Consider the following 20025-nt stretch of genomic DNA (forward strand, 5'->3'; position numbering starts at 1 on the left):
TACGTTGAAAAAGTTTATATTTGCTTAAGTAAAATGGGGGTTAAACGATGGAAAGTCAACGCGTTGATATATTGGTAGAAAAGCTAAAAGAATTAAGAAATAAAATTGATAATGAGGTTGCAATTAGACTTCAACTGGATAAGTACCAGAAAGTAATTCAAAAGTTAGGCTCCTTTGCATCTAAATGCGAAAGATGCTATCAATACTTTATTGATTTGGAAAACTATATACAACAACTAATAGATAGCTTAGATCACATAGAAGAATATGACTTTAGACATCACAAGCAAAAATTGAATCACATTAGTACACATTTATTAAAACAACACAAATTAGTATCAAGCGGATTTTATCTGAGTATATTTATGTCCATAGGAACCAGTTTAGGTGTGGTATACGGACTGCTTATAGTTGATAATATCGCTCTAGGGATACCACTTGGTGCTGGAATTGGCGTAGCAATTGGTGTAGCTTTAGATGCAGATGCTAAGAAAAAAGGTAAGACCTTATAATAGAACAGAAATAAATTAGCCATTATTAAGATTTACGCTGAAATTCTTTTCTAATCGAATACTTTTTATCGGAATCAAAAAGCACTGCGTTTTCACAGTGCTTTCTCTGCTTATAAATAGATTTAGATTGTCAACTACTTCAAAAATACTTATTGATTTTATCGCCATAATTTCCAGCGTTATTGAAATCATTTTCGTGATAATGCATCATTGCATAGTAATTAATAATCCTAAAGGAGGTTGGAAATATGTCCGTGTTCAACCTACAGAAAATTAAATCAAATACATCAGAGAGAACGTGAGCTTTATGTGTTATGTATAATGCTTGTAATAAAGAAACTGTGCTCCTTAAACATTAAAATGTTAAAATGATATCACAAAGAATCTGATAATGGTTTTATATTTTTTGTGGATTCGGGACTATAGCTCTTTTATACAGTTTATCTTACACTTCCTATCTTACCTATATCAGTCCTGTAGAATAATCCTTCCAGCCTATGGTTATGAGGTAAAATGCTATATACATATCGCCCTGCTTCAGCAAGAGAAGTCCCTTTCGCTCCGACTAATAAAACTCTCCCTCCATTGGAAACAAACCCGGCATCCGTTTTTTCAATACCAGCATAAGCAATAAAAGTCTCACTGCTTTTTTTAAAGCTTGGTATTTTAGTGCCTTTAATATAATTTGAAGGATACCCTTCTGAAGCAAGCACCACACCCAAACAGGTCTTCTTTTCCCATACCAAATTAGGATTTTTTCCATCTAATACATCTAGCACGACTTGTAACAAATCATTCTTCAGCAGTGGTAGTACAACTTGTGTTTCCGGATCACCAAATCTAGCATTAAACTCAATCACTTTCGGTCCCTGATCAGTCAACATTAGCCCTGCATAAAGAATTCCAGTAAAAGAGCGTCCTTCCTTTACAAGGGCAGTTGCTGTCTTTTCTAGGATTTCTCGAGTTGAAATGGTAATTATTTCCTTGGGAATTTCAAATACTGGTGCATAGGCTCCCATTCCACCTGTATTTGGTCCCAGATCATCGTCATATACTCGTTTATGGTCTTTGGCAGGAATGAGCGGAAAAACATTCTCACCATTCACAAATGCCATTAATGAGAATTCACTCCCTTCAAGGAATTCCTCAATTACAATTTGCGCCCCTGCCTCTCTAAATGAATTGGAAACTAGCATATCATCAATTACTTGGAAAGCCACGTCTATTGTTTCTGCTATTACTACCCCTTTTCCTGCAGCTAATCCATCTGCTTTTATTACGATAGGGACTCCTTTTGCTTCTACATATTTTTTTGCAGTGCTTGGATCGGTAAAGGTCTCGTATTCTGCGGTAGGAATCTGATACTTTTTCATTACTTCTTTAGCAAAGCTTTTACTCCCCTCTATTAATGCCGCTTCTTTTCGAGGAGCAAAAATACGCAGGCCTGCAGCTTGAAATTCATTAACAATCCCAGTCATTAAGGGGGCTTCTGGTCCAACAATTGTCAGGTCGATTTGCTGCTGTTTGGCAAAATCTACTAGTTTTGCTATCTCCATTTCTTCTATTGGGATATATGTGACGAAATCTCCCATTCCGGGGTTTCCAGGTGCTACATAAAGACTAGAAATCTCTTCACTTTGTGCAAGCTTCATAATAATACTATGTTCACGTCCTCCACGACCAATCACTAGAACGTTCATCCGACACCCTCCTAATGTTTAAAATGACGCATACCAGTAAATACCATCGCAATGCCATGCTGATTACATACATCTATCGAATCCTGGTCACGCTTTGAACCACCTGGCTGAATAATAGCAGTAACCCCTGCTCTAGTTGCCTCTTCTACCGTATCTGGCATTGGAAAGAATGCATCCGATGCCATAACAGAACCACTGGCTTTCTCAGCAGCTTGTTCTATAGCAATTTTAGCTGCACCTACACGATTCATCTGGCCAGCACCGATACCAATGGTCTGTTTACCCTTTGCTAAAACAATGGCATTCGATTTCACATGCTTCACTGCCTTCCAAGCAAATAATAGATCCTGCAGTTCTTTTTCAGAGGGTAGCCTTGTTGTGACAGCCTCAAGCTCTCCTTCTTTAATAAACCCATTATCCTTGCTTTGAATTAGTGCTCCACCATGTACAGTTGTAAGCTTGTAGCTAGTGACATCCGTTGAAGACATCTCTAACGCTAATAATCGGATATTTTTTTTCTGTGTTAGAACAGCAAGTGCCTCTTCCGTAAAACTCGGTGCTAGAACAATTTCTAGAAATATATCTTTAAGCATTGCAGCAGTCTGAGAATCTACTTCACGATTTAGAGCAACAATTCCACCAAAAATGGAGATTGGATCTGCATCATAAGCGAGTTGAAATGCTTCAGCAATTGTTTCTCCCATACCAATTCCACACGGATTCATATGCTTAACCGCAACAGCAGTTGGTTCATTGTACTCTGCTAATATTTCCAGTGCTGCATTTGCATCTTGTATATTATTATAGGAAAGCTCCTTGCCATGTAATTGCTTTGCTGTAGCAAGACTCATCCCATTTTGTAGAGGATTTTTGTAAAAAGCAGCTTCCTGATGAGGGTTCTCACCATAGCGTAGTGTTTGTGCTTTTTCATATGTAACTGTGTAGCTCTCCGGGAACTTTTCCCCTGTTTCTGTTAAAAAATAATTCGCAATCATGGCATCGTAATTAGCTGTATGACGAAATACCTTAGCAGCTAGACGTTGGCGAAATTTAAATGTAATTGACTCGTTTCTTAAGCTCTTTAGAGCTAAATCATAATCCGCTGGATCTACCACAACCATTACATCATTAAAATTCTTTGCTGCTGATCGAAGCATTGTTGGCCCACCAATATCTATATTCTCAATGATTTCTTCTGCGGATACCCCTTCTTTTTCAAGTGTTTGCTTAAATGGGTAAAGATTAACAACTACCAAATCAAATGGTTCGATATGATTTTCTCTCAACTGTTTCATATGATCTTGATCCACTCGCTTTGCAAGTAATCCACCATGTACATTTGGATGAAGTGTCTTCACCCTACCATTCAAAATCTCTGGAAACCCTGTCACTTGTTCAACCGCTACGGCAGGTACATTAGCATCCATGAGGGTTTTTAACGTTCCACCAGTTGAAATAATCTCATAATCTAGTTCTACTAATCCTTTGGCAAAAGCTACGATATTCTGCTTATTAGAAACACTAATTAACGCACGCTTTTTCATGATTACACTCCTTGGTTTTATGTAGTTTATCGTCTAGGGTTATTATTGAAACACATTAGAAAGAGCATTTATCCTCGCACTAATCTATTAATTACCTCTGGATACAGCTCATGTTCTACATCCTGAATACGTACTTTCAATGTGGCCTCTGTATCATCTTCTAAAACCTCTAATGCCCTCTGTGCAATAATTGGTCCGGTGTCCATTCCTTCATCAACAAAATGAATGGTCACTCCTGTTACCTTTACACCAGCTTGGATCGCTTGACTAATTGCGTCTTTCCCTGGAAATGCTGGAAGAAGGGAGGGATGAGTGTTAATAATTCTATCTTCATATGCAGCAAGTAAAGTTGGGCCAATTAATCTCATATAGCCAGCTAGGAAGATCCACTCGACATCCATTTTTCGCAAAAAATGAAGAATCTTCGTCTCGTATTCTTGCTTTGACACGAACGCTTTTGGGTTTAAAACTAATGTTTGAATCCCACTGCTGATTGCCTTTTCTATCACAGGTGCACCAGGCTTATCACAGATTAAAACTACAATTTCACAGGCTAGATTACTACGTCCGATGATGGCATCAAAGTTGCTTCCTGTTCCCGAGGCAAAAACTGCTGCCTTAACTTTATTCATAACGAATATGAACTCCTTTTTCAGTACCAACACGACCAATGACAGTTGCTTTTTCTCCATTCTCAACTAACAAGTCGATTGCCGTCTGTGCTTCCTCTGAGGAAACTACAATTGCCATACCAATACCCATATTAAAAATACCGAACATCTCATCCAGCGAGAGTTGACCTATTTCTTGTAAGAATAGAAAAATTTCAGGAGTTTCCCAGCTATCGAAAAAAACTTCTACTCCAAGCTCATCCGGCAACATCCTTGGTATATTTTCATAAAATCCTCCACCAGTTATATGTGAGATCCCTTTCACCAAAATCTCATCCTGTAGTCGTTTAACAGATTGCGCATAAATCCTTGTCGGTTCCATTAGCCACTCTCCTAATGGCTTCGATAATCCATCAGGAACCTGATGATAATCCATCCCATGTACAAGCTTTCGTACTAATGAGTAGCCATTGGAATGAATTCCACTTGATGCTAGCCCGATGACCACATCCCCTGGCTGAATTGATTTACCAGTGACTATCTTCGATTTCTCTGCAATACCAACAACAAAACCAGCTAAATCGTATTCATCGTCTTGGTACATCCCTGGCATTTCCGCCGTTTCTCCGCCTATAAGAGCTGCACCTGCAAGAGCACAGCCATCAGCAATACCGGACACAATCTGTTCAATTCTTGTTGGTTCGTTCTTTCCACAGGCTATATAATCTAAAAAAAACAATGCCTGTGCGCCTTGTGCAACAATGTCATTAACACACATAGCTACCAAATCAATACCTACGGTGTCATGTTTATCTAACGCAATTGCAAGCTTCAGCTTAGTTCCTACACCGTCTGTACCGGAAACTAAGATAGGCTCTTTATAGCGAAATGAAGTTAGCTCAAATAATCCAGCAAATGCACCAACCTCACCAAGCACTTCTGGTCGTGAAGTTCTCAAAATATGCTTTTTGATTCTTTCTACTGCTTCATAGCCCGCCTCCACATCGACCCCTGCAGCTTTATAAAGCTGTGACATGTACACACTCCCCCTAACATTTTGTATAGGCTATTTCTAATTGCCCATTTTTTAAAACAGGATATTTTCCGGTCATACAGGCCATGCATATTCCTTGTTCAAGCGAATCATCTGATACAATAGCTCGTTCTAATCCTGTGCTTGAAAGATATGCTAAGCTATCGGCACCAATCATTTCCGTTATTTCTTCAAGTGAGTAATTTGCTGCAATCAATTCTTTTTTAGTAGACATATCAATCCCGTAATAGCATGGGTTCATAATAGCTGGTGATGCAATTCGAACATGTACCTCTTTTGCTCCAGCGCTTTTTAGCATATGAACAATCCGCTTACATGTTGTTCCCCGTACGATAGAATCATCAACCATAACGACACGTTTTCCCTCCACTATCCTTCTTACAGGGGACAGCTTCATCTTTACCCCTTGTTCTCTTAACTCTTGGGATGGCTGTATAAATGTTCTTCCAATATAGCGGTTCTTTATTAATCCGATTTCATAAGGAATTCCACTTGCTTCCGCATAGCCAATAGCAGCAGATATACTAGAATCAGGTACTCCCGTAACCACATCCGCATCTACAGATGCTTCCTTAAAGAGCTCCATTCCCATCCGCTTTCTTGAGGCATGAACATTTACCTTATTTAAGTCACTGTCAGGACGGGAGAAATATACATACTCCATTGCACATAGGGCACGTTTTTCCTCACTAGCGAAGCGAGTAGTTTCCATGCCATCATTAAAAATGGTAATCAATTCTCCTGGTAACACTTCACGCTCATAGTGAGCACCAATGATATCAAAAGCAGACGTTTCAGAGGCAACCACATAAGCATCTCCTAATTTACCAATAGAGAGCGGTCTTAGTCCTTTAGGATCTAGTGCAATATGCATTCGATCTTCCTGTAGAATAAGAAAGGCATATGCTCCTATTAGCTGTCTTAGTGCATCCTTTAAACCAGAGATAGAATCCATTCTCCCATTACGCTTTATTAAATGAGCCAGCACTTCCGTATCAGAGGATGTTTGTAATATACTCCCTGCTTCCTCAAGCTCACCGCGAAGCTCATAAGCATTCATGATATTGCCATTATGGGCAAGTGCCATGCTTCCAGTTTGTGAACGAAAAAGAAGTGGCTGAACATTATCAATCGTACTTTCTCCCTGAGTAGCATAGCGAACATGACCAATTGCTGCACAGCCTCCCAGCTTGGAAAAGTCAAATCGTTTGAATACATCATTTACTAAGCCCTGTCCTTTGTGGAGCTTTAACTCCTGACCATTAGAAGTTACTATCCCCGCACCTTCCTGTCCGCGATGTTGAAGGGCATGAAGTCCGTAGTAGGTTAACTCAGCTGCTTTTTCATGGCCCCATATTCCAAATACACCACACTCTTCCTGTAACCCTCTTACTTCAGCAAGCATGGGATTGCCCCTTTCCAAAGACTACGCAATTCCGCAACTTTCTCAGATAAAACTATGCTCGACTCATTATAAATGGTTAGCATTCCGTCCGCCGTAATCACACCTATTGGTATGGCATCCGTTAAGACTTTTTCAACGGCATCCTTATTTTCCTTTTTAACACTAATAAGGAAGCGAGATTGTGTTTCACTAAATAGAGCAACAGTCTCATCTCCCCTTATTTGGATAATTGCTCCTAAGGCGTCATCCGCAAATAGACTTTCCGCCAAGGCAACCCCTAATCCACCCTCAGAAAGATCATGAGCAGAAACAATGAGCCCTTTATGAATGGCATCTAATAGTTGTGTCTGACGCTTTGCTTCAACCTCCAGGTCAATCACTGGTGCTTTACCTTGATACGTTCCTTCTAAAATATTTTGTAGTTCACTGCCACCAAATTCAGGCTTAGTCTCACCGATCAAATAAATGACATCCCCTGCCTCTTGGAAAAAGCTCGGCGTAATATGTTCAAGTGACTCGAACAGCCCTACCATGCCAACAATTGGTGTTGGAAAAATCGCTCTTCCTTTAGATTGGTTATATAACGACACATTCCCACTAATAACAGGAGTTCCAAGTGTCTCACAGGCTTTACTCATTCCTTCAACACTTTTTTCCATTTGCCAAAACACCTCTGGATTTGTTGGATTACCAAAGTTTAACCCATCTGTTAGTGCTAGTGGACGCGCCCCTGAGCAGACGATATTTCTAGCTGCTTCTGCTCCTGCAATCTTTCCACCTGTTTCAGGATCCAAATAAATATAACGGGAATTACAATCGGTTGTAATTGCTAGTGCTTTATCTGTTCCTTTAATACGAATAACTGCTGCATCAGATCCTGGCCCTAGAATGGTATTCGTTTGCACCATCGAATCATATTGATCAAAAATCCATTCCTTACTCGCTATTGTTGGTTGTTGCAATAAGCGTTTTAGCATATCACCAAAATTACCGACTGAAGGAACTTTATTTCCAATCTTCTGAAACTCTTGAAAATACTTCGCCTCTATTGCTGGTAAATGATAGACTGGAGCATTTTCCGCTAACGCATCTACAGGAATTTCAGCTTGAATCTCTCCATGTTGGATGATACGGAAAACCTTATCCTCTATTACTCGACCAACCACCACAGCGTGGAGTCCATAACGATTAAATATATCGATTATTTCTTGCTCTCTTCCCTTTTGTACTACTAATAGCATACGTTCTTGGGATTCAGAAAGCATCAATTCATAGGCTGTCATATTAGGTTCACGCTGTGGAACAAGATCTAAATTCATCTCCATACCGGTTCCGGCTTTACTTGCCATTTCACTAGCTGAAGATGTGAGTCCTGCTGCTCCCATATCTTGCATGCCAACAAGTGCATCTGATTTAATAACCTCAAGACAAGCCTCTATTAAAAGCTTCTCCATGAATGGATCCCCAACCTGGACTGCAGGACGGTCCTTAGCCACATTCTCTGCCAAATCATCAGAAGCAAAAGTGGCACCATGAATTCCATCTCTTCCTGTAGGTGCACCAACGTAAATGACTGTATTACCTATTCCCGCTGCTACTCCCTTTTGAATATCGTTATGATTGATTAGGCCAATACACATAGCATTTACGAGAGGATTATCCTCGTAGGATTCATCAAATTGTACTTCTCCCCCAACAGTAGGAACACCTACACAATTACCATATCCAGCGATGCCACTAACAACCTCGGAGAATAAATATTTCACCCGATTAGATGTTAGATTTCCGAATCGCAATGAGTTCATCAATGCAATGGGACGAGCACCCATAGAGAACACATCACGAATAATCCCACCTACCCCAGTTGCTGCTCCCTGATACGGTTCCACTGCAGATGGGTGATTATGACTCTCAATCTTAAACACAACTGCCTGATTATCGCCAATATCAATAATTCCTGCTCCCTCACCAGGACCTTGGAGTACATGAGGAGCTTTAGTAGGAAATTTTCTCAATAAAGGCTTAGAGGTTTTATAGCTACAATGCTCTGACCACATCACAGAGAAAATACCTGTTTCGGTTATATTCGGAAGTCGGCCTAAAATCTGTTGGATCATTTCAAATTCTGATTCACTTAGCCCCATCGTTTGATACAGCTTCTCCTGTTCAATTTTTTCTGGGTTAAATTCTCGCGTTTGTAGCATCATAGGACTCCCTCCAATTTCTGATGATTGATTGGAACAGCAATAACCCGTCATTACTTCCCAGTAAAGTCTCTACTGCTCGCTCAGGATGTGGCATCATTCCTAAAACATTTCCTGCTCTATTTATGATTCCAGCTATATTTGCAGTGGAGCCATTAGGATTTGTTCGGTAGGTAAACACAATTTGATTATGCTTCTCAAGCTCCCTTAATGTTTCTTGATCACAGAAATAATTACCTTCTCCGTGCGCGATTGGCAATCGAAGAACTTCTCCTACTTGATAGCCACTCGTAAAAAGGGTCTCATTGTTCTCTACTATTATTTCCTCTTGGTGACACATAAAGGATAAGCCTTTATTTCGTAATAATGCTCCTGGTAGAAGCCCTGCCTCTGTCAAGATTTGAAATCCATTACAAACCCCAAGCACTGGTTTTCCTTTTGCAGCATGCAGCTTAATTTGTTCCATAATTTTAGAGTTTGCTGCAATCGCTCCAGAACGAAGATAATCCCCATATGAAAAACCACCGGGTAGGAGAATAGCGTCATAGTTTTCTAGATTACTATCCTGGTACCAGACCAAATCCCCTTCTTCGCCAATAACTTCCTTTACCGCATGATACATATCCTGATCACAGTTAGAACCGGGGAAGACAATTACAGCAAATTTCACGAGTGGACATCCTCCTTCACCTCATAGTAGTAATCTTCCATGACTGGATTGACAAGTAGCTTATCACACATTTCTTGAATTCGTACCTCTAAATCGGGTCCATCCTCTACCAGTAGTTCGATATATTTTCCAATTCGAACATCCTGAACCACGTTATAACCAAGTGATTGAAGTGATTCTTGGACCTGATTACCCTGTGGATCAAGTACACCTTGCTTCAGCGTAATAAAAACCGTTACCTTTCTCATACCCTTGCCTCCAGTCGTTGTAGGATTTGCTCATAAACGAGAATTAGATTTCCTGTCCCAAGCCTAAAAACATCCTTATCCATTTTTTGATTCGTCTCAATATCCCATAATCGACATGTATCTGGTGATATTTCATCTGAGAGTACGATTCTCCCATCTGGAAGACGTCCGAACTCAAGCTTAAAATCTACTAAAAGTAATTGTATAGACTGAAAGAATTCGCGTAATGCGGTATTTATTTCAAGTGCCTTAACCTTTATTTCACGTAATTCCTGTGTTCTAATATCTGTTAAAAGTAAAGCATGATCGTCATTTATTAGTGGGTCCTCTAACCTATCATTTTTATAGAACAACTCTACTAATGGTGGGCTAAATAGCGTCTTCTCCTTAAACCCTAAACGCTTGGTAATACTTCCCGTTGCCACATTACGAACGACTACCTCTAGTGGAACAATCTTTGTTTCATGAACTAATTGCTCTGTATCACTCAGTTTTTGAATAAAATGGCTTTCAATTCCGCATTCATGTAAATAAGGGAAAATCAAGGAAGATATTTCATTGTTCAATCTTCCTTTTCCAACATATGTGTCCTTCTTCTTCCCATTAAAAGCTGTTGCATCGTTTTTATAAGCTAAAACAAGTTTATTGGGATCTATCGTTGAACGGTATACTTTCTTAGCTTTTCCTTCATATAGTAGCTCTGCCTTCACAGTTGTCACCTCAACTTAAGCCAATGCGTTCAAAAATCACATCGACATTTTTCAAATGATACGTATAATCAAAGCATGCTTCAATTTCCTTATCCGTTAATAGTGCTGTTATTCGGTCCTCGGCTTTTACAAGCTTCTTAAAATATATTTCTGTTTCCCATGCTTCCATTGCCTTTGGTTGTACAATGTCGTATGCCTCCTCACGACTCATTCCTTTATCAATAAGAGCAAGGAGTACACGCTGGGAAAAGATTACCCCATGTGTCTTATCCATATTTCGTTTCATATTCTCTGGAAAAACCGTTAAATTCTTTACAATCGTTCCGAAGCGATTTAGCATATAATTCAACGCAATCGTTGCATCTGGTAAGATAATTCGTTCTGCTGAGGAATGTGAGATGTCTCTCTCGTGCCATAGGGAAACATTTTCATAGGCGGTTACCATATAACCACGAACAACTCTTGCCATTCCGGTCATATTCTCTGATCCAATTGGGTTTCGTTTATGTGGCATGGCAGATGAACCCTTTTGTCCTTTTGCGAAAAACTCTTCCACTTCACGAGTCTCTGTTTTTTGTAGTCCACGTATTTCTGTAGCAAACTTTTCTATTGAAGTAGCAATTAACGCTAAGGTGGCGATATATGCTGCATGGCGGTCACGTTGTAGTGTTTGAGTAGAAACTGGTGCTGGTGTTAGCCCCAGCTTTTCACAAACATATTGCTCCACGAAAGGATCAATATTTGCATATGTTCCAACTGCACCAGATAATTTTCCAAACGCTACATTTTTCGCAGCTAATTCAAAGCGTTCGAGGTTACGTTTCATTTCTTCATACCATAAAGCCATCTTTAGACCAAAAGTAGTGGGTTCTGCGTGTACACCGTGTGTTCTTCCCATCATCACGGTATGCTTATGTTCAATAGCCTTACTTCTTAGTATTTCAATGAAATTATGTATATCCTTACGGAGAATTTCATTTGCTTGCTTCAAATTTAATGATAATGCGGTATCCACCACATCTGTTGAGGTTAAACCATAGTGAACCCATTTCCGTTCCTCACCAAGTGTTTCGGAAACTGCACGAGTAAATGCCACAACATCATGTCGAGTTTCCTTTTCAAGCTCATAAATGCGTTGAATATCAAAAGATGCTTTTTCACGAATTCGTTTTAAATCCTCCTGTGGGATAATCCCTAGCTCACTCCACGCTTCACACACAAGAATTTCAACTTCTAGCCAGGCATTAAATTTATTTTCTTCTGTCCAAATGGTACCCATTTCTTCTCTTGTATAGCGCTCAATCATTTAGTTGCCTCCTCAAGCTTTCAACTTTTTCTGCTAAATTATCTCCAATAAAGGTAATATGCCCCATTTTCCGTTTTGCTTTCACAGCTTCCTTTCCATAAAAATGGACAAAGCCCTGATTTATCTTAGGAATAGCTTTTATTATTTGATTGAAGTTCTCACCTAAAATATTGAGCATCGTTGCTGGCTTTATAAGCTCTACCGGAACTAATGGTAAGCCACAAATAGCGCGAATATGTTGAGCGAATTGCGAAACGTTGCACGCCTCAATGGTATAGTGCCCGGAATTATGTGGCCTAGGTGCCATTTCGTTAAGATATACTTTTTCTCCAGCAACAAACATTTCAATTGTAAACGTTCCGACAATATCCATTTTTTCGGCTAGCGCTCTTGCAGCGGCTAATGCTTTTTCTTTTACAGACACTGAAATATTCGCAGGGACTATTGTTTGATACAGGATTTGGTCTTTATGAATATTCTCTGCTATCGGAAAGAACACTATTTCTCCTGTCTTGCTGCGTGTAAATATCACTGATATTTCCTTATCAAAGGAAATCCAAGCTTCCACTATGCAATGCTGATGCTGTTCGACAAACTGAATAGCTTCTGATAAGTCTAGACTAGATTCCAGCTTAAGCTGTCCTTTTCCATCGTAACCACCTTGACACGTCTTGATGACAAGCGGGAACGGCAAATGCTCCAATGCTTGCACAACCTCATCCCTATGATGTACAATTGCAAAGTTTGGAACGGGTAAATTTACTTCTTCCATTAAATGCTTTTCTTTTTCACGGTTTTGTGTAATCGCTAATGGATATGCTCCTTGTGGCAGCTTGCCTTCTTGTTCAATCATAGCTGCTGCTCGTAAATCTACATTTTCAAACTCATACGTTACAACACTGGAAATAGATGTTAACTCGTTTATAGCAGCTATGTCATTATATTCTGCAATAATTTGCTGATCAGCTACCTGTGCAGTAGGACAATTTGGGGTCGGGTCTAAGACGACCACGTTGTAGCCCATATATTTTGCTGCTATAGCCATCATACGACCAAGCTGTCCACCACCAATTATTCCAATCGTTTCTCCTGGAAGAATAATCTTATTGTTTTGCAAGCTCTTCCCTCATTTCAGATACTTTTTCTAGCATTTCTTTTCGATGGCTAACAAGTCTTTGTGCAGTTACCTCATCAAAGGTGCCAATGATTTGTGTTGCAAGAATCCCAGCGTTAATGGCACCTGCTTTCCCGATAGCAACTGTTGCTGTTGGTACCCCAGCAGGCATTTGAACGATAGAAAGCAGTGAATCAAGACCATTTAATGCATTACTTTGAACGGGTACGCCAATGACCGGAAGTATCGTTTGAGCCGCTACCATTCCCGGTAAATGAGCTGCTCCCCCTGCTCCTGCGATAATCACCTTTAATCCACGTTCATACGCTGTTCTAGCATACTTAGCCATATCCTCCGGAGTCCGATGTGCTGAAATAATTTCCTTTTCGTAATTTATCTGTAATTCATCTAAAATAGCACATGCATGCTGCATTGTTTCCCAATCAGAGATACTTCCCATGATGACACCGACTAAAGACATATTCATCTCTCCTTCTCCATGGAAATCTGTTTTTCTACCAACTAACAAAAAGGTCTATTCACCCTCTCCCAATTCTGAGAGAAGATGAATAGACCTCATTAATCCAACAGCAAGCAAATACTCGCTAATCCCAAAAATGGTAATAGCAAGCTATGCTTTTGTAGAAGAAAAGACTACAAAAAGCATCAATTGCATTCTGCAAAGATTCATCTTCCCTCATAGTCCGGCATTTACGGTGCCGGGTAGAGACTTCAAGGCCATATCCCAAGAAATATATGAGGGTCCGTTATTTTTTTGTTGATTTTAGCATAACAAAGAACATTTTTAAGGTCAATAAAAATCGAACAATTTTTAAATTAAATTAATTAATGTTCGGATTTTAAGGGGTTTTTCACCAAATACAGCTTATTCCTGCTTTTCTTCCTTTGTATTACCGTGGTCATTCTTTGTTCTATCCATTTTCCTCCTAGGACTAAGTAATCGTCCCTTTCGTACTTGCTTGACCCAGAATCCACCATAGATTTGCTTTGGCTCGTAGGAAATAATAAAGGCCTTTGGATCAATGTTCTTTATTTCCTCGTATAGCGTTAATTCGTATCTTCTAGGGGTTAAAATTTGCATCGCTAATCGGTCCCCATCCATTCCATAAGCAGACCAACTAGTAACACCATACCCTTTTTCACGTAATCTACGAGTGAAATTTAAATCGGGATTTGTTGAGATAACATTGACAGTGATGTAGCCGAGCGCTAGTTTTTCTTCTATGATAGAGCCTATTACAACCCCAATTCCATATCCTAAGGCATATGCAATCACATTTTGAATTTCATTCAAATTATCAAGAACAAGTCCTAATCCAAAAATATAAACAATTATTTCAAACATGCTGACAAAGCCAGCGATATAGCGCCGACCCTTTAGGGTTAGAATCATGCGAATGGTAAACATCGATACATATGCGACATTAACAATCAAAATAATGGCAACCATGATCAGTGCATTATCAAGCAACTTTAATACCTCCCAATAAAAAAAGGTTATTCACCCATAATTTACAATCTGCATATAGTATGACTATCCTATTTACGATAAATGAGGTGATTGTGTGGATCCATTTCAACAAATGACAGATTGGAAACGAAATATGGATCAATTCTTCGGTGAACAGTTCTGGGATCAATTTGAAGGTGTCCTTAAACCAACTATTCCCCAGATTAATCTTTACCAAACGGATAATGAATTACTATGTATTGCTAGTATTCCCGGATTAAGAAATTTAGATAAGATAGATATTTATGTAGATTACGCAACCTTAGAACTCCGTGGAACAATTGATATTGGTCATTCTGGCGGAACAGTTGTGAAAGAGGAAATATTACAAGGAGTCTTTGAACGTAAGGTCCCATTACCCTTTCCCGTTCGCTCCGATAAGATCAGAGCCACCTATAATAGCGGGTTAGTATTTATTCAATTGCATCGCTTCATTTCGGATTCTAGTAGAAAAAACCGTGTGACGGTTGAGCTATTAGAGGATGAATAAGAGCATTCTTTGAAAGCTTGGCCCAAGCCTTTTATTATTAAAAGCAGAGTCAATGAGTCCTTGATTCGGATCTTTACGACTCTGTTTTTTACATTGTTCACTTATATTAATTCACAAATGAAATTCTGGAGTATTATCATGTTCTATTTAAGCAAATATGGTATATTTTATAAAATAACTATTATATTTTTTCTAGAAATAAAGTGCTACGAAACTAGCAGTAGAATATGGAGGAAACAAATTTGGCAACATTACGTAAAGCAACATTTGCAGGTGGCTGTTTTTGGTGTATGGTTAAGCCTTTTGACCAGTGGGATGGGGTACACTCTGTGATTTCTGGATATACTGGCGGTCATGTAGAAAATCCTACCTATCAGGAAGTAAAAACCGGGACGACAGGTCATTATGAGGCAGTTGAAATTACGTTTGATCCTAGCATTATTTCATATAATGAAATATTAGAAGTATATTGGCGACAAATTGATCCAACCGATGCAGGAGGACAATTCCACGACCGTGGAGATCAATATCGTACCGCAATCTTCTATCATGATGATGAACAAAAAGCACTCGCCGAAGCATCGAAACATGCTTTAGAGGAAAGTGGTAGATTCTCAAAACCGATTGTAACGGAAATTCTTCCAGCTGTTACCTTCTATCCTGCTGAGGAGTATCATCAAGACTTTTATAAAAAAAGTGAAAAGGAATATAAAGAAGACCGAGCCAAGTCTGGCCGTGATGCGTTTATTTCAGAGAACTGGTAATAGATATAGGGGCACCCACTTAGGAGGATGCTCCTTTTTTTTGAATTAACTTGAAATTACTTGTTTCCCTATCAATCTCTACATAGTATAATTACCTCTTGAACAGCATTAATTAAAGGGGCTGACAACTTGGCAGGTAAAGAATCCTTAATTCCATTAAAAATGTTATTATTTAGCTTTCATGCTACAAATACGATTATACTTAGCTTTTTGCCATTATACCTAGCATACAAAGGTTTAAATGGAACAGAGATTGGCTGGGTATTGGCAATTGGACCACTAGCATCTATATTCGCTCAACCATTTTTTGGTTATTTAAGTGATAAATTTAAATCCGTGAAAAAGATTCTACTGATTTGTGTAATGGGTCTACTTATTTTCAGTACTATTTTCTTTCAAATGAATAGTTTGATTTCTATTATGATAGTTGGAGCGATGTTTTATTTCTTCACTTCGCCTATTGGTGGTCTAGGGGATAGTCTTTCACAGCGGAGAGCGAATGAAATTGGTGTTTCCTTTGGAACCATTCGGATGTGGGGATCTATCGGATTTGCTACATCGTCCCTAATAATCGGTGAAATTCTTTCCAAGTACGGTGTTCAATATATGATATGGCCATACTTACTATTTGGATTTATCGCGATGCTTGTTGTTTTCCGTTTACAGGATGTTAAAGTTGAATCAGACCCTGTTCGTTTAAAAGACGTAGGAGTATTAATCAAGAATAAACCGTTTTTATTTTTCTTGATTGCCATTGTCTTTCTATCATTAGCCCATCGAACGAATGATAGTTATATAGGATTATATATTACAGAGCTTGGCGGAAGTGAAGCATTAGTTGGTTTAGGTTGGTTTGTTGGTGTCGCTAGTGAAGCATTAGTATTTGCATTAGCAGGCTTTTGGTTCCGAAAACTACACCCATTAGTGTTTATCATGATTGCTGGTGTATTGTATAGTTTGCGCTGGTTTATCTATGGGTTTGCGGATAATCCAATGTTTGTCATTTCCTTACAGTTCCTTCACGGGATTACGTTTGGGATATTCTATTTAGCTGCCCTTGACTATGTAACTCGTTTAATTCCGAAGCTATTACAGTCAACTGGACATCTCGTTTATTATGCCGTATTCTTTGGAATCAGTGGTATAATTGGTTCCCTAACCGGTGGGACAATTATCGATCATTTCAATGGAAGTACATTGTATTATACATTAAGTGTTGTATCTCTACTAGGAACTGCTGCAATATTCGTTTATCATGTCCTATTTTCGCGCGAACGAACAGTTAGTCAATAATAATGAAGGATAGAGGGCCATTTCCCTGTTAGGGGATGGCTTTTTTTCATTCGTTCTGATAGTATTGCAAACTTCTAAGTTGCTAATTAAGCGTTCAATCGAGAAATCTACCTTATCTACCTCTCTCATCTGACTACATAAAAATCATACTAGACACCTACCGAAACAATGCTTCAACAAATAAAAAAAGCGAAATCTCTATACCTCGAGATTTCGCTTGGACACTGCTTATAGGAAGACAAAATATAGAATAAATACAATGAATAATCCATACATGACTGGGTGAATTTCTTTAGCCTTACCTTTAACAATCATCGTAATTGGATAGAAAATAAATCCGATTGCAATACCAGTTGCGATGCTATAGGTTAATGGCATCATGAGTAATACAAAGAATGCTGGTACAGCTATTTCAAATCGATCCCATTCAATATTTTTTAGCTGCCCTGCCATTAATACTCCAACAATAATTAGTGCCGGAGCAGTTACTGCTGATGTTACAATCGCTAGTAATGGCGAGAAGAATAATGCAAGTAAGAAAAACCCAGCTGTTACGACTGCTGTAAAACCTGTTCTACCACCTACACCTACACCTGCAGTTGATTCCACGTAAGAAGTTGTTGTGGATGTACCGAATACTGCACCTGAAACAGTCGCTGCAGAGTCTGCAAATAATGCTCTACCTGCACGTGGTAGTTTATTTTCCTTCACTAAACCAGCTTGAGTAGCAACAGCTACTAATGTACCAGCCGTATCAAAGAAGTCAACAAACAAGAATGTTAAGATAACCACTAGCATTTGAAGTGTAAATATTTCATCAAAATGGAATAATGCCTGCCCAAAGGTAGGTGAGATACTTGGAATTCCGCCAATAATATGATTAAGTGATGTTGGAACTGGAACCAATCCAAATATCATTCCTACGATTGCAGTAATGATCATGCCATAGAATATCCCTGCTTTTACTCCCTTAGTAAGTAAAACAACAGAAATAACTAAACCGAAAATAGCTAATAGTACATCCGGGGAAGTAACATCCCCTATCCCTACTAGTGTTGCAGAATTATCAACGACAATTCCAGAATTTATTAAACCAATAAATGCAATAAATAGCCCTATCCCAGCCCCAACGGCGTATTTAAGGTTTGCAGGGATTGCATTAATAATTCGCTCACGAAGACCAGTTAATGTTAATACCATAAAAATAAGTCCAGAAACTAGTACACCTGATAAAGCCGTTTGCCATGGAATTCCATAGCCTAGAACAACCGTATAAGCAAAGAAAGCATTAAGCCCCATTCCCGGCGCTAATGCAACCGGATATTTAGCAATAATCCCCATAAATAATGTACCCACTGCAGCAGCAACCGCTGTTGCTACAAATACTGCGTCCTTATCCATACCAGCCTCAGCAAGTGTAGCAGGGTTGACAAATAGGATATATGCCATAGCTAAAAATGTTGTTAATCCAGCTGTGAATTCGGTACGATAACTCGTTCCTAACTCCTCAAAATGAAAATACTTTCTCATTACTTTTCCTCCTAAAATAGAATGAGTGCGAAAAAAAACATGTATTCCCCCCGAGTTTTAGGGGAAATACATGCTCATGACTATGCAAGAAAAGTAAAGATAGACAATAGAAAACTAACCATAGAGTAAGCTATCATCCATATTATACTAATCCGCGTAGTCAGACCATTTACGGCGGTCTGGTAGAGACTTTGGGCCATATTCCCTAAATTATACGCAGGTAGACATTCATATTTTCAAGTGTTTCTGAAGCTATAATACTATTTTACTAGGATACTGTCAACCATTTCCGAACATTTTATGTTGTTTTTAATATATCGTTCGTTATTACCATTCATGAATTACAAGTGACTTTGAACCCTTTATATCAATGTATTCATTCAATCCCTAGCTCCATCTCGGTACTTTCATAAAATAATTATGATCATTGGCATAGACGGTTTGTTCTGTAGCAAAAGCTGTATGGAGCTGTGGTTTAATTTAATACTACTTTGAATAGTTGAATATGACTTCTTCCTTTTAAAAACTATGAATGAAGAATCTATTCATCTCGACTTTCTAAAAATATTCATCTCTATCTATATTGTAATTGCTCAAGTATCTGTGTATAGCCTAACTCTCTTGCGTAATCTTCAGCTGTCTTTCCATCATTGTCTCTTAACGTTCTATCAGCAGAGTATTTTAATAATTCCGCTACAATGTCTTGATACACCTTTGAGCCATCACGTAAAGCAACTGCCTCGATAAGTGCAGTATAGCCGAAATTATTTTGATGATTAATATTTACTTTGCCGTCTTTTAATAATAATCGTACATTCTCAAGATGCCCTTTTTCAGCAGCAGGGATTAAGGCATTGCCGCCAAATCGATTAACTTTACTTTGATCTGGATTACTATGCTCAATCATATAGCTAAGAATCTCTGTTTTCCCTTGTGCTGCCGCATACAAATATGGGCTGTCACTAATGGCATCCTGTTGGTTAATGTTTGCTCCATGATCAATTAATAACTGGGCAATTTCTACTTGGTTATTATGAGTGGCTATCAATAATGGTGTTTCCTCTTTCTCGTTTGTTTCATCAATTTTATACTCTGTATCTAAAAGTATGTTTTTTACTTTTTCTATATCGTTGTTTTCCACTGCTTGAATTAAGCTTCCAGCATCATATTTCACAACTTCATCCCCCTTTGTTTCTGCTGTTTCTACAGTTGAAACATTTTCAGATACTTCAGATTCAACGTTTGCCGAATCAGTTTTCTTCTCTTCAGTTTCTGTACAACCCACCAAAAAAAGTGAAGTAATTATTATTAAAAAATAGATTTTTTTCATCTACACCCT

19 protein-coding genes and 2 riboswitches are annotated in these 20025 nt (G+C 38.8%); of the genes, 4 read left to right on the plus strand and 15 right to left on the minus strand.

The window, feature by feature from the left end:
* Positions 1 to 47: 47 nt before the first annotated feature.
* Positions 48 to 512 (plus strand): glycine zipper domain-containing protein, encoded by a 465-nt coding sequence (locus KI338_RS17785; RefSeq protein WP_244853606.1) that lies wholly within the window; start codon positions 48 to 50, stop codon positions 510 to 512.
* Positions 513 to 952: 440 nt separating this feature from the next.
* Here the strand turns inward: KI338_RS17785 and purD are convergent, their stop codons facing one another.
* The 13 genes from purD to KI338_RS13245 all read right to left on the minus strand — a co-directional run bounded on the left by purD (position 953) and on the right by KI338_RS13245 (position 14570).
* On the minus strand, positions 953 to 2212 hold the full coding sequence (gene purD, locus KI338_RS13185) for a phosphoribosylamine--glycine ligase (RefSeq protein WP_212921473.1): 1260 nt from the start codon (positions 2210 to 2212) through the stop codon (positions 953 to 955).
* Positions 2213 to 2223: 11 nt separating this feature from the next.
* On the minus strand, positions 2224 to 3756 hold the full coding sequence (purH, locus tag KI338_RS13190; RefSeq protein ID WP_212921474.1) for a bifunctional phosphoribosylaminoimidazolecarboxamide formyltransferase/IMP cyclohydrolase: 1533 nt from the start codon (positions 3754 to 3756) through the stop codon (positions 2224 to 2226).
* 68 nt (positions 3757 to 3824) lie between these two features.
* Positions 3825 to 4388 (minus strand): phosphoribosylglycinamide formyltransferase, encoded by a 564-nt coding sequence (gene purN, locus KI338_RS13195; protein ID WP_212921475.1) that lies wholly within the window; start codon positions 4386 to 4388, stop codon positions 3825 to 3827.
* Positions 4381 to 5403, minus strand: a complete 1023-nt coding sequence (purM, locus tag KI338_RS13200; RefSeq protein ID WP_212921476.1) for a phosphoribosylformylglycinamidine cyclo-ligase — start codon at positions 5401 to 5403, stop codon at positions 4381 to 4383. The genes purN and purM overlap by 8 nt, the downstream gene beginning before the upstream one ends.
* Before the next feature lie 13 nt (positions 5404 to 5416).
* Positions 5417 to 6826 carry an amidophosphoribosyltransferase gene (gene purF, locus KI338_RS13205; RefSeq protein ID WP_212921477.1) on the minus strand — a complete coding sequence of 470 codons (1410 nt, stop codon included), beginning with the start codon at positions 6824 to 6826 and terminating at the stop codon, positions 5417 to 5419.
* Entirely contained in the window at positions 6811 to 9030 is a 2220-nt protein-coding gene (gene purL, locus KI338_RS13210) for a phosphoribosylformylglycinamidine synthase subunit PurL (protein ID WP_212921592.1), read from the minus strand. The genes purF and purL overlap by 16 nt, the downstream gene beginning before the upstream one ends.
* A complete protein-coding gene (gene purQ, locus KI338_RS13215) occupies positions 9008 to 9700 on the minus strand; it encodes a phosphoribosylformylglycinamidine synthase subunit PurQ (RefSeq protein ID WP_212921478.1) in 693 nt (230 codons plus the stop codon). Before purQ ends, purL begins: the two co-directional genes overlap by 23 nt.
* On the minus strand, positions 9697 to 9948 hold the full coding sequence (purS, locus tag KI338_RS13220; protein WP_212921479.1) for a phosphoribosylformylglycinamidine synthase subunit PurS: 252 nt from the start codon (positions 9946 to 9948) through the stop codon (positions 9697 to 9699). Before purS ends, purQ begins: the two co-directional genes overlap by 4 nt.
* Positions 9945 to 10658 (minus strand): phosphoribosylaminoimidazolesuccinocarboxamide synthase, encoded by a 714-nt coding sequence (purC, locus tag KI338_RS13225; RefSeq protein ID WP_212921480.1) that lies wholly within the window; start codon positions 10656 to 10658, stop codon positions 9945 to 9947. The genes purS and purC overlap by 4 nt, the downstream gene beginning before the upstream one ends.
* Positions 10659 to 10668: 10 nt before the next feature.
* The gene (gene purB / locus KI338_RS13230; RefSeq protein WP_212921481.1) at positions 10669 to 11964 is read right to left on the minus strand and encodes an adenylosuccinate lyase; all 1296 of its coding nucleotides are present in this window, start codon (positions 11962 to 11964) and stop codon (positions 10669 to 10671) included.
* Positions 11957 to 13081 carry a 5-(carboxyamino)imidazole ribonucleotide synthase gene (purK, locus tag KI338_RS13235; RefSeq protein ID WP_212921482.1) on the minus strand — a complete coding sequence of 375 codons (1125 nt, stop codon included), beginning with the start codon at positions 13079 to 13081 and terminating at the stop codon, positions 11957 to 11959. The genes purB and purK overlap by 8 nt, the downstream gene beginning before the upstream one ends.
* Positions 13068 to 13559 (minus strand): 5-(carboxyamino)imidazole ribonucleotide mutase, encoded by a 492-nt coding sequence (gene purE, locus KI338_RS13240; protein ID WP_212921593.1) that lies wholly within the window; start codon positions 13557 to 13559, stop codon positions 13068 to 13070. The genes purK and purE overlap by 14 nt, the downstream gene beginning before the upstream one ends.
* A 199-nt stretch (positions 13560 to 13758) precedes the next feature.
* Positions 13759 to 13858: riboswitch (purine riboswitch) on the minus strand.
* Between the two features lie 106 nt (positions 13859 to 13964).
* Positions 13965 to 14570 (minus strand): DUF2179 domain-containing protein, encoded by a 606-nt coding sequence (locus KI338_RS13245; protein WP_212921483.1) that lies wholly within the window; start codon positions 14568 to 14570, stop codon positions 13965 to 13967.
* A 94-nt stretch (positions 14571 to 14664) separates the two neighbouring features.
* Between KI338_RS13245 and KI338_RS13250 the strand changes: the two genes are divergently transcribed.
* From KI338_RS13250 to KI338_RS13260, 3 genes are all read left to right on the plus strand, one after another.
* Positions 14665 to 15099, plus strand: coding sequence for an Hsp20/alpha crystallin family protein (locus KI338_RS13250; protein WP_212921484.1), 435 nt, complete (start codon positions 14665 to 14667; stop codon positions 15097 to 15099).
* 242 nt (positions 15100 to 15341) lie between these two features.
* Positions 15342 to 15863, plus strand: a complete 522-nt coding sequence (msrA, locus tag KI338_RS13255) for a peptide-methionine (S)-S-oxide reductase MsrA (protein WP_280530754.1) — start codon at positions 15342 to 15344, stop codon at positions 15861 to 15863.
* Positions 15864 to 15992: 129 nt separating this feature from the next.
* Entirely contained in the window at positions 15993 to 17156 is a 1164-nt protein-coding gene (locus KI338_RS13260; RefSeq protein WP_212921486.1) for an MFS transporter, read from the plus strand.
* 228 nt (positions 17157 to 17384) lie between these two features.
* Here the strand turns inward: KI338_RS13260 and KI338_RS13265 are convergent, their stop codons facing one another.
* Together KI338_RS13265 and KI338_RS13270 are read right to left on the minus strand one after the other, a co-directional pair.
* Positions 17385 to 18686: an NCS2 family permease gene (locus KI338_RS13265; protein ID WP_212921487.1), complete on the minus strand. Its 1302-nt coding sequence runs from the start codon at positions 18684 to 18686 to the stop codon at positions 17385 to 17387.
* Between the two features lie 137 nt (positions 18687 to 18823).
* A riboswitch (purine riboswitch) is annotated at positions 18824 to 18924 on the minus strand.
* 336 nt (positions 18925 to 19260) lie between these two features.
* The gene (locus KI338_RS13270; protein ID WP_212921488.1) at positions 19261 to 20016 is read right to left on the minus strand and encodes an ankyrin repeat domain-containing protein; all 756 of its coding nucleotides are present in this window, start codon (positions 20014 to 20016) and stop codon (positions 19261 to 19263) included.
* Between the last annotated feature and the right edge of the window lie 9 nt (positions 20017 to 20025).

The sequence above is a fragment of the Ornithinibacillus bavariensis genome (assembly GCF_018333235.1).
In the GTDB taxonomy this organism is placed as follows: domain Bacteria; phylum Bacillota; class Bacilli; order Bacillales; family Amphibacillaceae; genus Ornithinibacillus; species Ornithinibacillus bavariensis.